At 36.0% G+C, this 15,494-nt stretch carries 9 protein-coding genes; 1 reads left to right on the top strand and 8 read right to left on the bottom strand.

Translation table 11 applies throughout. The annotated features are described in order from the left end of the window. Positions 1 to 3: 3 nt before the first annotated feature. The 8 genes from ABID42_RS20530 to ABID42_RS20495 all read right to left on the bottom strand — a co-directional run bounded on the left by ABID42_RS20530 (position 4) and on the right by ABID42_RS20495 (position 14,120). Positions 4 to 909, bottom strand: a complete 906-nt coding sequence (locus ABID42_RS20530; protein WP_367285257.1) for an SMP-30/gluconolactonase/LRE family protein — start codon at positions 907 to 909, stop codon at positions 4 to 6. A 151-nt stretch (positions 910 to 1,060) separates the two neighbouring features. Then, entirely contained in the window at positions 1,061 to 1,438 is a 378-nt protein-coding gene (locus ABID42_RS20525) for a nuclear transport factor 2-like protein (protein ID WP_367285256.1), read from the bottom strand. A 311-nt stretch (positions 1,439 to 1,749) separates the two neighbouring features. Beyond that, entirely contained in the window at positions 1,750 to 2,838 is a 1,089-nt protein-coding gene (locus ABID42_RS20520; protein WP_367285255.1) for a ligand-binding sensor domain-containing protein, read from the bottom strand. 256 nt (positions 2,839 to 3,094) lie between these two features. Continuing rightward, positions 3,095 to 4,729: a RagB/SusD family nutrient uptake outer membrane protein gene (locus ABID42_RS20515; RefSeq protein WP_367285254.1), complete on the bottom strand. Its 1,635-nt coding sequence runs from the start codon at positions 4,727 to 4,729 to the stop codon at positions 3,095 to 3,097. A 38-nt stretch (positions 4,730 to 4,767) separates the two neighbouring features. Then, entirely contained in the window at positions 4,768 to 8,124 is a 3,357-nt protein-coding gene (locus ABID42_RS20510) for a TonB-dependent receptor (RefSeq protein ID WP_367285253.1), read from the bottom strand. A 229-nt stretch (positions 8,125 to 8,353) separates the two neighbouring features. Beyond that, the gene (locus ABID42_RS20505) at positions 8,354 to 9,442 is read right to left on the bottom strand and encodes a FecR family protein (protein ID WP_367285252.1); all 1,089 of its coding nucleotides are present in this window, start codon (positions 9,440 to 9,442) and stop codon (positions 8,354 to 8,356) included. Between the two features lie 119 nt (positions 9,443 to 9,561). Then, a complete protein-coding gene (locus ABID42_RS20500; protein ID WP_367285251.1) occupies positions 9,562 to 10,167 on the bottom strand; it encodes an RNA polymerase sigma factor in 606 nt (201 codons plus the stop codon). 461 nt (positions 10,168 to 10,628) lie between these two features. Next, positions 10,629 to 14,120 (bottom strand): amidohydrolase family protein, encoded by a 3,492-nt coding sequence (locus ABID42_RS20495; RefSeq protein WP_367285250.1) that lies wholly within the window; start codon positions 14,118 to 14,120, stop codon positions 10,629 to 10,631. A 453-nt stretch (positions 14,121 to 14,573) separates the two neighbouring features. Between ABID42_RS20495 and ABID42_RS20490 the strand changes: the two genes are divergently transcribed. Beyond that, positions 14,574 to 15,317, top strand: coding sequence for a hypothetical protein (locus ABID42_RS20490; protein ID WP_367285249.1), 744 nt, complete (start codon positions 14,574 to 14,576; stop codon positions 15,315 to 15,317). The last annotated feature ends 177 nt before the right edge of the window (positions 15,318 to 15,494 follow it).

The raw sequence follows: 15,494 nt of genomic DNA, 5'->3' as shown, positions 1-15,494 counted from the left end.
TAATTATTCCACTCCTTTTACTTGCATCTGCAAAGTATAAATGGATTCGGAAGCTGTAATGAACAAAGTTTTGCGGTCTTTCCCTCCAAAACAAATATTTCCTACCCAATTAGATGGCACAGGAATATTGCCCAATTTTACGCCTTCTTTATTATAAATCGTCACGCCTCTGCCCGTTAAATATAAATTCCCTTGATTATCCAAAGTCATTCCATCTGAACCCATCGGCGCAAAAAGCTGACGATTTGCCAAAGTTCCATCTGCTTGAATTTCGTATCTGTACGTTTTGCTATCACGAATATCGGCTACAAATAAATACTTTCCATCCGACGTACCCACAATACCGTTAGGCTGTTTGAGGTCGCCGTCCACAAGGGTTACTTCTTTTGAACCTTTGGCTAAATAATACACATTTTGTTTGTCGATTTCAGGCTTTTTTCTTGTCCAATAATCACGCTGATAATATGGGTCGGTGAAGTAAATTCCACCTTTAGGGTCAATCCATAAATCATTGGGACCATTGGCTTTTAGTCCTTTGATATTATCTAACAAAACTGAAACTTTCCCTTTATCAATTGCCCAAAGCTCATTTTTTTCATCCGCACAAGCGATTATTCTTCCTTTTTTATCCACATACAATCCATTTGAACGACCCGTTTTATCCATAAAAAGGCTCAGTTTGCCATCCGCACTGTATTTCCAGATTTTATCATTGGGTTGGTCGGTAAAGAAAATATTTCCTTTTTTATCCACCGCTGGGCCTTCTGTAAAAGTAAATTGCTTAGATACTTGCACCAAGGAAGCCCCTTTTTGGACAAGATTCAACGAAGAAATATCATCATTCGACTGTGCCAACAATAATTGATTCGACAACAAGAGTACGGCAAGCACACGGCTAAACTTTATCATATTTATTAGGATTGTTTAAACTAAAAAAGCAAGTTACAGCTTTGTACCTTGCTTTCTGGGGAGATTTGTATGGTTTGTATTTTATTTGAGTGAAATCTTGCGGATTTGAAACAGCAAGGGATTGATAATTTTCCATTATCAGTTACATTTCTCAGCTTATATCTACCAATTTAATAATCTTATTTCCCTCAAATTCAAAAATAGATTTGCCTGTCAAATTTAGGTGTTGACCTTTTTTCATTCCATTTGGGAAGTCCATTCCAAGAATAGCATCATAATCAATTTCTATTTCTGTTGTTATGACTGTATGCTTAAATGACTTTATTGTTTGTTTCCTTTGGGAAAAATAAGCTTTAGCTTGTTCAGCCTGTTCTCTAAATTGAGTAAGTCCATTTAAAGTCATATTTATTTCTCCATTTTGAATATTTTCAAAAACCATTTTGTCGGCAAAAGCTATAATCATTTTGTTTACGTCAAATTGATTATAGCCCTCAATATAATTTTCAATAATTTTCTCTCTTTCTGTCATAGTTGTCAACTTTAGTTAAATTGTAAGTGTCCATTTGGTTTTGTTTTTCTTAAATACTCGTCGCCAAATCGCTTGTATAAGAAAGTTTTATCGTAAATCTTGAATTATTTAAATATTAAATTTCTACCATCTAAACGAACAAATTATTTTTTCACCTCAAATGCTGTACTTATTTAAAATATTAAGAATTCGAATAAGTTCAATGATTTTAAAATAATCTTAATTACAGTTTTTAATTTATGACAATCCTATCTAACAAGATGCCTATTAATTTTACTAACGATTATATTACATCTCCCATTTTATCAATCCTACCAAGGACCATTCTGCTTCACTTGATAAAATTGCGTGCCGTTGAACCTAAAAAGTCCGCTTCCTGCACCCCACCACATATTTCCTGATTTATCTTGAAACATACTTTGTACACAACAATTTAGCCCGTCGGTAGGGGTAAATACCTTAAATGCTTTGGGATTTGGCAGCGGAATAGATGGGTCAAATCTGGTAGTGCTACCTCTTGCTGTAATCCATATAATACCCGAATCTTCTATAATTATCCCCCAAAACTCTGTACCGACTAAACCATCTTTGGGCGTGTATTCGGTGAAAGTTTTGCCGTCAAATTTACAGATACCATTTTTCATGGTAAACCACATATTACCCAATTTGTCTTGTGCGATACCTCCTGCATAGTTCTCGCCCAAACCTTCTTTTTCGTTGAAATTGACAATCGTTTTGCCATCGTAACGAAACACACCTTTATTAGATGAAGCAAACCAAATATTTCCATCCTTGTCCTCCATAATGCCCGCAACATTGATAGGCGGAAGCAAAGGAAATAACGAGAAACATTGATTACCCAAACTATCAGCTAATGGATTATACTGATAAACTCCACCGTGTGTACCTACCCAAACCGTCCCCGATTTATCAACAAGAATACTTTTTCGACTGATGTCGATATGATTTAGCCCATCTTTTTGAGTATAATTTCTAAACCTTTTATCTACTGCCAATTTGGAATCATACTTATATACTCCTTGGTCGGTGCCAAACCACATATTGCCCTTTTTATCTTCATTAATGGAAAAAACAGACTTGCTTTCAAAACCATCAGGATTAGCAAAATAGGTTAAAGTTGTTTTGTCGTACCTCACTACGCCTTCGCCAAGAGTACCAAACCATAAATTCCCTTTGGAGTCCTCAAAAATACTTCGGATGTATTGGCTCACTAAAGTAGTGTCAAAATCAGGAGCTACTCCCACTGATTTAAAGTTTTTGATTACTGTTGGGCTTGGTTTGGAAGTAAATGACACTTTAAGCGAGCTATTCTTTTCTTGTCCGTGGCAAGCCGTAACAATCATCAAAAAGCTAAAGAGTAATATTTTGTTTAACGTCATAATTATAGTTCTGCTTAATGATGCGAACAATCGCATGGCAACTGTTTTTTAAAATGAATAAAACGACAAGTTAATTATATAAAATGTATAGTCGTTAATTTTCAAAATATATTACTACTTGTTTAATTAATGTGAAGTTATTCTTTCAAGCTTTGAGATTCGATGGCTGTAAAAACAAAGAGGTCAAAAGCTAACTTTTGACCTCTTTATTCACTTTAAAATAACCCGTTACTCTTACATTCTCTTTTCAAATATATCAATATCCAGGGTTTTGAGTTAAGTTTTTATTAATATCTCTTTCAGATTGAGGAATTGGCCATAATTCATTTTTCCCTGCAATGAAAGCCCTCTTTTGATACAATAAAAAGCCCTGAGCATCTACCGGATAATCTTTATAAGTACCTGGCGAATTGGTAAGCTTCATTCCTGTAAACTGTCGGTTTAGTTCGGTTGCAGCAGTGCCCCATCTCAGTATATCGTAATAATGAATACCCTCAAATGCCAATTCTACTTTACGTTCTCTTCTTATTATCGGTCTCAATAAAGTAGCTCCTGTAACGGTTACTGGAGGCATATTAACAGTAGCTCTACCCCTAACCTTATTGATGGTTGCATCTAACAATGTTTGATCAATAGCATCTCCAGCTTCTACTTTTGATTCAAGATAACTTAAAAGTACCTCAGCATAGCGAATCAACGTGAAGTTACCGCCATAGTTCATCAAATTTCCTGCAAAGGTAGAGTCCATGTATTTATTAATACAATAGCCACTCCAATTGTATCGGCTCATTCTATCAGGTGAATTAGTTCCTGGTCTTGAAACATACATTACCCCTTTAAATATTGTGCGGTCGGATATCATTATCGTTTGATCAAGCCTAGGATCACGATTAGTGTATGGAGAATTCGGATTATACAATGGAGACTCCTCAACCGTTTTACCATCAATACATTCATAAGATTGTACTAATTCGTTATAAGGAGAGAACTGATGCCATCCTCCATAACTTTCAGGATAAAGATATTGTAACATTACGTGTCCATAAGTATCCTCGTGATACTGAGAAGCCAAAATAATCTCATTACTACTCTCTCCTGTTTGAATAAATAACTTTTTAAAACCTCCCTGTTCTATCGAATAAACACCACTATCCAATATCTTTTTGTAGGTTGCCGCTGCATCACTCCATTTCTTTTCTGCCATTTGTACTCTACCCAGAATCGCTAAGGCAGCTCCCGCAGTAATACGTCCCATTTCGCTACTAGGACGAGTAGCTGGCAACATTGAAGCACTTTCCTTTAATTCATTTTCAACAAATGTCCATACTTCTGTTTTCGAAGTTCTAGTAATTGAATTAGCTTCGGCCAACGTCAGTAAATGTTTAGGCAAAGGGATGTCGCCAAAGTACAATGCTAGATTAAATAAAGAATATGCCCTTAAAGTACGTACTTCAGATTTTATTATATTCTTTTTAGTTTGATCAATAGGTATTGCATCTATATGATCTAAAAAATTATTACATCTAGCAATTTTATTATACGTATTAGACCAAATACTGGCTGTTAACCAATAAGAAGCATTCAATGTACCATCGGTAACATGATCTGGAATTAGCTCTTTTTCAGAACCTAGCCCAGCCATAAAGTCAAGATTAAGCACCGCACGAGCATTCCAAAAATCTTCTCCTGACCATCCTGCTCCAATATTGTAACATCCAACTAATGCCAGATTGGCATCTTTTTCTGTTTTCCAGAAGGTTCCATCCGAAATTGAATCAAGTGGCTGTTTATCAAAATAATCATTCTTACAAGCCGAAATGGAAAAGAATAGTAAAAGGAGCAATCCAATTTTGAAAGGTGGCAATGTTGTATATATATTATTGAATTTCATGTCTTTCAATTGTTTAGTAAAAAATATGTCAGAATAATTTAGAATGATACATTTACACCAAAGGTATAAACACTTGTGAGCGGATAAAATCCACCATTTTGCGCCATTTCAGGATCCCAACCTTGGTAATATGAATTAATTGAAAGGAGGTTTTGTCCACTAAAATATACCCTGAGCCTACTTATCTTCATTTGTTCTATTAATCTATTACTAAAAGTATAACCTAGCTGTAGGTTTTTGAGTCTTGCAAAACTTGCATCTCTGTTCCAGTAAGTAGATGATTGAATAATACCACTACCCTCGTTTAAGCTTGTTAATTTTGGATAGAGAGCATTTGAATTGGGATTTTCTGTAGTCCAACGGTTTTCTACTTGCCATCTCTGAATTTGCCCACCGTTAAAGAAAGCAAACGCTTGATAGTTATTCATCTGCTTTTTCCATCCAGCAAGTCCTTGAATTAATACTGACAAATCGAATCCTTTATAATTGGCTGTAATGGTAAGCCCAAAATTATATTTAGGAACAGTATTACCGATAAAAGTTCTATCGTAAGTAGCATCTACCTTACCATCAGGCACACCGTCGGGGCCACTAATATCTTTAAACCTTATAAAACCAGGTTCTGCTGAATAGGGTTGTTTAGGATAAGTAGCCACATCATTAGCATCTTTAAATAACCCGTCGGCAATATAACCGTATGTTACTCCTAGAGACTGTCCTACAAATAGATTAGCACCTACATTTTGCTGAAGACCATTGGCTAATTCAGTCACTTTGTTATTAACAATTGTAAAGTTTGGCGATACTCCTAGTTTGAATTTACCAATGGTTGTTCGGTAATTTAGACTTGCTTCAAAACCAGTATTCTCCACCCCTCCAATGTTAACTGGAGAAGTACTAAGTCCTAAAGTAGCTGAACTTGCAATACTATAAAGTACTCCAGAAGTCTGCTTTTTAAAAACTCCTAAGGTAAAATCTAACTTTCCTTTCCATAAGCTTGCTTCTATGCCAATATCGGTTGTGGTGGTGTTTTCCCAAGTAATATCTGAATTACTAAGTCTGCTACTGGCAGCACCAGAAGCCAATACTCCGCCAATAGAATAGTTCTGCCCAAGAGAAACAATATTTTGATAAGGGTATGCCCCTACATTCTGGTTACCTAATTTACCCCAACTTGCTCTTACCTTTAGATTGTCTAGCCAAAGTACATTTTTCAAAAAGTTTTCTTCAGAAATTATCCAGCCTGCCGAAAATGAAGGGAAATAACCCCATCTACCCTTTTCTGGAAAACGAGATGTAGCATCTGAGCGAATATTTGCTTCAAATAAATATCGGTCATGATAGATATAATTAACCCTACTAAAAAAAGAACGCATCGACCAAGCTGAGGCTGAACCAGAATTTCTCATCCCTGTCGCCGAACCTGCATTTAATTCATATAAAGTATTGGTTGGAAAATCTTTGCGATAAGCCGACATACCTAAATCGTCATATTGTTCCTCAGAAACACCTCCTAATACTGTGATGGAATGCTTGTTAATTTGCGTTGTATAAGTAGCAAGCGATTGTAGTGTCAATTGTTCTCCTTGTCCAGTTGATATACTTAAATTATTAGGGCCAACCGTCTTGAAAGCATTGAATACAAAATCTGAAGCATAATCTTTGTTATAGTAACTCCAATAATTATAACCAACCTTACCACTCAAAGTAAAACCTTTGAATAGCTCCCACGCAATTTCTGTACTACCTAAAAAATATTTGTTGGTACCTTTGTAAAAAGATTCACTAGACATCCAAGCCTCAGGGCTGAAATTGTCCTGATACCCATAGGTTCCATCAGATTTCTTTCCAGCAAAAATTGGTGCTTCACGCACTGCAAAATTAATCATGTGGTTCATTCCTCCTTCGTAGTGTCTAGGCGAATGATTTTCAGAAGTATATCCTGATAGGCTTACTCTTAAAGTAAGGTTATCTTTAATTTTGCTATCGGTATTTAATAGAAAATTATACTTTGAATAACCATTTTTAGCCACTATACCATCTTGTTGAAGATACCCTAACGATAGTATATAATGATTTTTATCATTTCCACCCATAAAACTTAAGCTATGGTTGCTCTGAAAACCATTACCAGAAGTTAGTAGATTTTTAAGGTGTGGGACATTCGGATAATTATCTGGATCCGACCCATTTCTAAATTTTTCAATTTCAGCATCAGTGTAAGACAATCCAGCACCTGCATTCAAATTTGCTTCATTTCTAAGTTTAGCAAACTCCCACGATTCAACAAAATCAGGAAGTTGAGTAGGTTTTTGCCAGCCAGCATAGCTATTGTAACTAACCTGCATTTTTCCATTTTCTCCTCGCTTTGTTTCAATCAATATTACTCCGTTGGCGGCTCTACTACCATACATTGCAGCCGAAGCGGCATCTTTCAAAACAGAAATACTCTTAATATTATTTGGGTCAACATCATTAATAGAAGTTGCTAAACCATCGACCAAAATTAAAGGACCACCACCTGCACCATACGACCCTATCCCTCTTATAGTAATACTAGCACCATTATTACCCGGCTGCCCAGAACCCTGCGACACTGAAACGCCAGTGGCTAAGCCTGCTAAAGCTTGTGATGATTGCGTGATAGGCCTATCTGCAATTTCCTTTGATGATACTGTTGAGACAGAGCCTGTTAAATTTACTTTTTTCTGAGTACCATATCCTACCACTACAACTTCATCCAAATTGAGTTGCTCTACCACCAATTGGACTTTCATATCAGCAATCTTCCCTACTAATACTTCTCGTTTTTTATATCCTATAAATGAGAAAACCAGAATGCTATTATCATCAGGTACGCTAATATTAAATTTGCCCTTATCATCCGTTACTCCTCCTTTGGTCGTTCCTTTTATCGTAATGCTTACTCCTACTAAAGGCTCTCCTTTTTCATCGGTTACGGTTCCCGTTATATTTTGTTCTTGAATCTCTAATTGAGGTGCAAGACTTTGGTCGTTTTTTTCGATGCTGACATTACTTTTCTTCAAAAGAATACGTTCGCCCTGAATTTCGTAACTGATGCTTAGTGGAGTAAATAGTTCTTTTAAGACATCTCTTAATTCACGATTCTTCGCCACAATGCTAATTTTTCGTTTAGCACTAATTTTTTTTGGACTATAGAAAAAGTTGATTTTCGCAGCATTCTCAAGCTCAGAAAGAGCTTCAGATAAACCTTTTTCTTCGATACGTACAGTTATCTTTTGTTGCAGTATATCTTGCCCACTTACTTCACTCGCATACGACAACGTAGTGAAGATTATCGCAATTAATATCTGTCCAGCTGAAATTTTCATAATGGATAGCAACGTTGCTAACGTTAATAGATTTTTTTTCATAAATTGTACTGTTTTTGTTTTTTTGGAAAAAATTGGCAAAAATATTCCCTAACACTTCTTCCTAAGGAAGTGTTTGATTTGCGTCTGAAAGGGAATGGTATCAAGTCGATAAATGCTGAGAACATTTATCGGCTTTTCTTTTTTTCAGGAGGAATTGGTAATGCGTTTTTTCATAATTGAGATATTTTTTGAGTTAGAGTATTTATAAAAATCATTAATAATCAAACAATTATTCACAACCTTTACCAGACACAATAATCTGTGCATCAACTACTTGATAATTTATTCCAGTAATTTTGGCAATACTGTTCAGTTTATCAAACATGGTTGCATCCGACAGATTTCCATTAATCGTGCATTCTTCAAAAAGGTTTTCATCATAAATTATTTTAATGCCATAAGCCTTTTCTAAATCTGTAAAGACTTTAGCCAAAGAAGCATTTTTGTAGATAAATTCTTGCTTTTGTAGTGTAGATGAAAGTATTGTTGGTGTAGGAACTATCCTCTTCATCAATTTGGCGTTGGATGATAAGTAAATAGCCTCTTGGTTTGGCGTAACCACGATGCCATTTGCCTCAGAAAAATGAACGCCTTTTTCAATTGTATTAGATTCTAACTGTGAAACCACCGAAACTCGTCCTGTTTTTACGACTACTCTTTCTTCTTCTGTTTCTGGATTTGCCTTAATCGTAAAACTTGTACCCAATACTTTTGTAATTAATTTTTTGGTATAAATTAGAAAAGGTCTTTTTGGGTTTTTTGTTACTTCAAAAAAAGCTTCTCCTACCAAAAACACTTCTCTTTTATCTGCTTCAAAAACTTTTGGATAACGAATCTTTGATTTTTTTTCAAGAACGATTTCACTTCCATCCATCAAAAAAACACTCATTGGTTCGTTTGAAGTATTTTCTTTTTCAATAAATTCTACCTCCGAACTTTTAGCTGATAATTGTGGAATGTCAAATGTTTTTTCAGCCTCTTTTTGATAATTCATCCACCAACCTAAACCAATTAATACAGTAATAGATGCTGCCAATTGCCAAATATAACGCCCCCAATAGTTTGTCTTCTCTGTCATCTCAGATTCTACTCCTTGCCAAATTTTTGCTACCGATGCCTCTTCATCAACAGCCGTATTTTGAATAGAAGCCAAGCTTTTCACCATTGATTTTGCCTTTAAAATCAATACTTCTTTATCAGGATTCTCTTGTAGAAAACCTTGCCAAAACCTTTCAGTTTGTTCATCTGGATTTTGTACCCATCGACAAAAAAAATCGTCTTTTACAAAATCTATAATATCGAAATCAGAGTAGTTCATTGTTTATAGGGGAATTAATTATAGAATGACACAGACAACAAAAATATATCCTATTAAATGTGTAAATTTTTACATTTAATTTTCACAAAATAGCTAAGTACAAATAAATCAGTGATTTATCAAATCAAAAAATTAATAATAAAGAGTAAAAAATGTGAAGGAAAATGAATGGATTGGCGCAAAGAGTATAAGGCTTTTTGAATAAGATTGCCCACTGAGGCATAATTCAGCTCCATCATTTCAGCGATTTGCGCATTCGAGAATTGATGATAATATTTTAAATTGATTACTTCTCGCTGGCGTTGCGATAATTGTCCGAAAGCTTTTTCAAGTCTTTCTAATTGCTCTTTCTGATTTTCTTCCTCAATTAAAAGTCCTTCAAAAGACGATTCAAACAGTGCTTCCAAATTATGTTCTATTTCATCAGCATTTTTAGTAAAATTGTACTTCATCGTGCGCATCAATTTATTTTTGAGCGAACGAAACAAGTAAAATTTAATAGAATCTGTATCTGCAAGGTTCTCCTTGCTTTGCCAAAGCTCTAAAAAAATATCTTGAATGCAGTCTTCTACTACTGATAAATTAGGAGAAATTCTGAGAGTAATTCCATAGTTTAACAGAGGCTTGGCATATAGCTGATAAATTTTGGCAAAAGCTTTCTTGTCTCCTTTTTTGAAGGTCTGCCAAAGTAATAAATCATCGCTATGCAAGGGTTTAATTGCCAAAATGAATTAATTGAATTGATAAAATTGAAATGAATACCTCTGAAAACATTCATTTAACTCAAGGGGTCTCATAGACACAAACAATAAGGTAAAAATTGCAAAATATACTGATAAAATTATCATTTTTTTATATGCCAATATCATGATTGATGAATTTTCAGTAGAATGGTGAAATGAATAGAGCCAAAAAATAAAATTCTTTGGCTCTAGTTTACTATTCGTTTCAATCAAATCAAGCATAATATGTTTGTAATCTTTAGCCTCAATTAGAATGCTCAACATTTCCGTTGAGATTCCATTTTTAAAGAACTAATTCAACAAATTTACACCTTCTTTAAACAAGAAAACTTAGGGTAAACCCTAGGTTTGATGGCTAACTTTAAATTAAAAAACGTGTTTCTATCAATCTCAATAAAAACAAAAATCCCCCATATCGCTATGAGGGATTTTATTACTTATACTTACTCCTTAACTCCCGTATTCTCCGCAGGTTTTTCAAATTCCCATTCGCTTCTAATTAGTTTATTTTGGCTTGGATATACTTCATTTAAAGTATTGGCATCATAGATTCTGCCGTTTTTCATTACCATTTTCAAAGTATTTGAATTGCGAATGTTTTCTAAAGGATTTTTATCCATAATTAATAAATCGGCTAATTTTCCTTTTTCGATACTTCCTAAATCTTTATCTAAACCTAAAGCGGTTGCTCCAAGAATGGTTGATGTTTTCAAGGCATCATGGTTTTTCATGCCTCCGCTTTGCATCGACCATAATTCCCAATGATAACCCAACCCTTGGAATTCTCCGTGACTACCGATACCTGCCAATGAACCATTTTCTACCATTGATTTCATCGACTTGGCGTGTTTCTGGAAAACGTGTTCTTCTGGCAAGAACCAACCTGTTACTCTACGAGTTTTTTCTGCTAATTCTTCATAAGGCATAAAGTATTGCATCTTTTTGTCGTGATACGGATTCTCTGTTTCAAAGTAGAAAATCTCAGCAAAAGGACCGCCATAAGCTACCAAGAAAGTAGGTGTTACTGCCATTTTAGAGTAAGCGATAGATTTCACCACATCGTTATACAATGGATAAACAGGAATAGCGTGTTCGTGTCCGGGATAACCATCCAACATATTGGTCATGTTCAATTTATAGTTCAAACCGCCTTCGGTAGTTGGCATTAGTTTTTGGTCTTTTGCCGCTTTGATAATCCACTGGCGAGTTTGACGATTGCCCGTCAAATACATTTTGATGTACTTGGTATTGTAATATTTGCTGTATTGCTTCAAAGCATTGATTGCCCCTGTTGAATCCTTGATATTGTATGACCAGAAACCAACACCCGGTCCCGTTGAATAGATTCTTGGTCCAGCCATTTTACCTGCATCCACCATATCGCTATAAGTAAGTACGTCGGTAGTAGCCGTTTGTGGGTCACGAGTAGTCGTAACGCCATAAGCTAAATTCGTAGCATAAATCCATACTTGATTTTTCTGAATGCCCCATTGTGGCCACATGTGCGAATGCGTATCCACAAAACCCGGTGTGATGGTTTTACCTTTTACATCGATTACTTTGGCATTACCAACGCCTTTCAGACTTCCACTTTTCCCGACCGCTTTTATTCGGTTGTTTTCAATCAAAATATCCCCGTTTTCTATCACTTCATTGCCATTCATCGTGATGATTCTTCCGCCTTTCAACAATACATTTCCAGTCGGAATATCTTTGGTGAAGTACAGTTTAATCTCGGTTTCTTCTGGCTTATAAGTATCCGCTTTTTTAACGGCTACTTTTTTCGTGGCTGAATCTGCATTGGCTTTTATAGCTACTTTAATTTTCAAAGTATCGGTTTTTACTTTGTTCAACGAATCTGCTTTTGCTTTTTCTTGTACTTTTTTAGCCGTTTTTACACTGTCTTCAAAAGCTTTTGATTTGTCTAAATCATATACAAAATGAAAGCGACCTAATGACCAATGTACTTTCTTCGCATCGCTCGACCAAGCGGGAAACTCTCCTCCTATTTCAGTTAATTTTTGTGCAGGAAACTGTGCTGAACTTGGGTCTGAAACAGAAATATTAACGGTTTTTCCTGTTTTAGGAATCGTCATTACATAAATATCATTGTTGATTTGTGCCAAAGCTTTATCTCCATCGGGCGACATCAATACTTGCGAAGCATTTGAAGCTCTGTTTACTTCCATTGCCTCCGCCATTTTTTCTCCCAACATACAATTATGCACATAATCTTCACCTTCGATACTCATGCCATAAGTAGTGATTCCCGTAATTTTTGCATGAACTTTTTCATCTGTTCCATCCCATTTAATCGACTGCAAAGAACCATCACCTCCGCTTAAATAGATTCTATCACTATTTTTTACGAAATGAGGCGTACTTCTGCCTTGTGCTTTGTCAATCACCGTGATTGCTCCGCCTTTGGCATCAATCCAACAAATTTCATCTTCTGAACTATTGGCAACTGGACCAACGGATTCTTTGAAAGTACGCATTTTGCTACGAATGAAAACGATTTTATCATCTTTCTGCGAGAAAACGGGTTGCGAATACAAAGCTGGCACTGACGTTAGCTTCTGTACGTTTGGCGTTCCGCTGGTATTTACTTTATAAAGATGACCACCTTCGGCTGTCCAAGTAATGAAAGCTATCTGCGTTCCATCGTTCGACCAAATAGGATTTGCTTCGGTAAATTCATGATTAGTAATTCTGCGTGGCGTTCCATTCGGATAATCTGCAACATACAAACGGTTCAAAGAAGTAAAAGCTAATTGCTTGCCATTTGGCGAAGGAACAGCATCACGAATTTGTGAAATTAACGTTTGAGTAGTATCTGAAATTGGGTACTTAAACTCTAATCTTGGTCCCATTTCTAAATCCATATCAACACTAAATGGAATCTGTACAGGGTTTCCGCCATTGATAGCAATTTTATAAATCTTACCCCCATAAGAAGCAATCAATGCTTGGTTATCGGGTGTGAAAGACATTGAAGGCAAAACGCCCATCGTTGCGATTGATTCCTGTTCGTCTCTTTGTACTGGATAAGCTAACCATTTTTCATCGCCACTTTCCAGATTTCTTAATACCAAACCAGTTTTTTCTTCAAAGCGAGAACCATACACCAACCATTTGCCATCTCCCGACAAAGTAGGCGAAAATGCGGAACCGTACCTTGAAGTAATGGTAGTGCGTTTCGCATTGTCACGGTCGTAAACGCCAATTTGGTACTGTGGCATCATGGCATTATAATTCCATGCACCCGAACGCTGCGAGAAGTAAATGTATCTTCCATCAGGGCTTACAGCAGGGTCGATGGTTTTTAAATTGGCAGGTTGGTCAATTAATTGAACGCCTCCGCCTCCATCTTTATGCACCATCCACATTTGTACATTCATGCGACCTTTGGCAAAAATGATGTAATTACCATCGGAGGTCCATTCAGCAGCTTCGTAGTTTTGGTCACGGTCTTTTGTTACTTGGATGGTATCTTTTTTCTCGAAATCAATCATCCAAACATTATCCGAACCGCTACGGTCTGAAATAAAAATCAACTTTTTCCCGTCTGGGCTATAACGTGGATGCGTATCAAAAGCCAAACCTTTGGTAATGTTAGTCGCTTTTCCGCCAGTAAAAGGAATAGAGTATAAATCACCCATCAAATCAAAAACGATGTTTTTAGCATCAGGACTCACATCCAACGAAAGCCAAGTACCTTCGTCGGTATTGAGTTTGAATTTACGAGTAGCTTTAAGCGGTAAATCTTTGTAACGAACAAATTTCGTTGTGTCTTTTTTAAGAGAATCGCCCGAAGATAGATGCCTTGGCGATAAATGATTAAAGGAATTTGCCATGCCGACAATCGCAAAAGCGCCGACAAACAAGCCTATCAATAGATTTTTAGGATTAGTTTGAGGAAAAGTGATTTTCATTTTGTTGATTAATTTGTTGAATTGAATTACTAAAATAGTGATTATTATTTAGGATATTACTTTTGTGGAGGTTTTTAAAGAATAGTAAATAATGAAGCCACAAACAATTCCGAAGGAATGACATATTTATAGAAAAGCAATAAAACGACACCATTCGACCCCTTTGGGGTCATATATCTTCCTCATTTTACTTTTAGTTATTCATATTTAATCCTTTCAGGATTAGGACACGAATTATTTTTAATTTTTTACAAAAGATTTCCTCTTCCTCCACACCATTTTCTAAAATCAATTCATTAATTTTAAAGTATAAGCCAACTACAAATATCTATTGTATAATGCTTTAGCCTACCACTCAATACGTTCAATTACTTATTAATCGCTTTCGCCTTGGGGCGGTTAAATGCAATTTCTATAGGTTGTATTTCTTAACTTAAACAATATATATATATCATGAACACCTCACAAGATTCTGGCAATGCTACGAACATTGCTAATTTCAAAAACCTGATTAATTTTTGCATTGGCTTTGGTGCTGGCTACAATCCTACAAAAGATGCCCTGAAAGTCCCCAATCTGCAAAGTCAACTCAATACCGCAAACACTTTATTACAACAAAGTATCACTAACGAAACGGTGTATATCCAATCCACTGATACTCGTCGGGATTTATTTGCACAAATCAAGCCTTTGGCTACTAAAATTCTAAATGCTTTTTCTGTTTCGGGCGTGCCAGACAGTGCGGTGGCGGAGGTTAAAACCATTAATCGAAAGATTCAAGGGAAAAGGGCTTCGTCTAGTGAGAAGAGTGCAAGTACTGCTGTTGAAGGAGAAACGCCTCAACCTAAAAGCATTTCTAGTTCGCAACAGAGTTATGAGTATTTGGTAGAGCATTTTTATACTTTGATAGAATTGATTCGTTCACATTCGGTATATAATCCTAATGAAGATGCCCTGAAAGTAAGTACTTTACAAGCTTATTTAACTGATTTACAAAATGCCAACAACAATGTGATGGTCGCCAATACGACTTGGACGATTAGCAGAGCTGCCAGAAATAAGTGTTTATACTCCCCAGAAACGGGCTTGGTTGATACGGCTTTGGACGTGAAAAATTATATCAAAGCGGTTTTCGGTACGAGTAGTGTGGAGTATGGGATGGTGAAGGGTATCCCCTTTAAAGATGCCAAGCTGTAAAATGAGTATTAGAGCGTCTGCATTTAGAATGTAGGCTTACGCATTTAGTGTTAGAGCATCCGCATTTAGAATATAGGCTTACGCATTTAGTATTAGAGCATCCGCATTTAGAATATAGGCTTGCGCATTTAGTATTAGAGCATCCGCATTTAGAATGTAGGCTTACGCATTTAGTAT

The organism is Arcicella rosea (assembly GCF_040543805.1).
In the GTDB taxonomy this organism is placed as follows: domain Bacteria; phylum Bacteroidota; class Bacteroidia; order Cytophagales; family Spirosomataceae; genus Arcicella; species Arcicella rosea.
The sequence above is the reverse complement of the archived record's forward strand: the minus strand, read 5'-3'. Positions and strand labels throughout refer to the sequence as shown.

Bases quoted from the DNA above. Each gene is read 5' to 3' on its own strand.
- ABID42_RS20510 (WP_367285253.1), bottom strand. From the start codon at position 8,124: ATGAAAAAAAATCTATTAACGTTAGCAACGTTGCTATCCATTATGAAA.
- ABID42_RS20515 (WP_367285254.1), bottom strand. From the start codon at position 4,729: ATGAAATTCAATAATATATATACAACATTGCCACCTTTCAAAATTGGA.
- ABID42_RS20530 (WP_367285257.1), bottom strand. From the start codon at position 909: ATGATAAAGTTTAGCCGTGTGCTTGCCGTACTCTTGTTGTCGAATCAA.
- ABID42_RS20495 (WP_367285250.1), bottom strand. From the start codon at position 14,120: ATGAAAATCACTTTTCCTCAAACTAATCCTAAAAATCTATTGATAGGC.
- ABID42_RS20505 (WP_367285252.1), bottom strand. From the start codon at position 9,442: ATGAACTACTCTGATTTCGATATTATAGATTTTGTAAAAGACGATTTT.
- ABID42_RS20490 (WP_367285249.1), top strand. From the start codon at position 14,574: ATGAACACCTCACAAGATTCTGGCAATGCTACGAACATTGCTAATTTC.
- ABID42_RS20520 (WP_367285255.1), bottom strand. From the start codon at position 2,838: ATGACGTTAAACAAAATATTACTCTTTAGCTTTTTGATGATTGTTACG.
- ABID42_RS20525 (WP_367285256.1), bottom strand. From the start codon at position 1,438: ATGACAGAAAGAGAGAAAATTATTGAAAATTATATTGAGGGCTATAAT.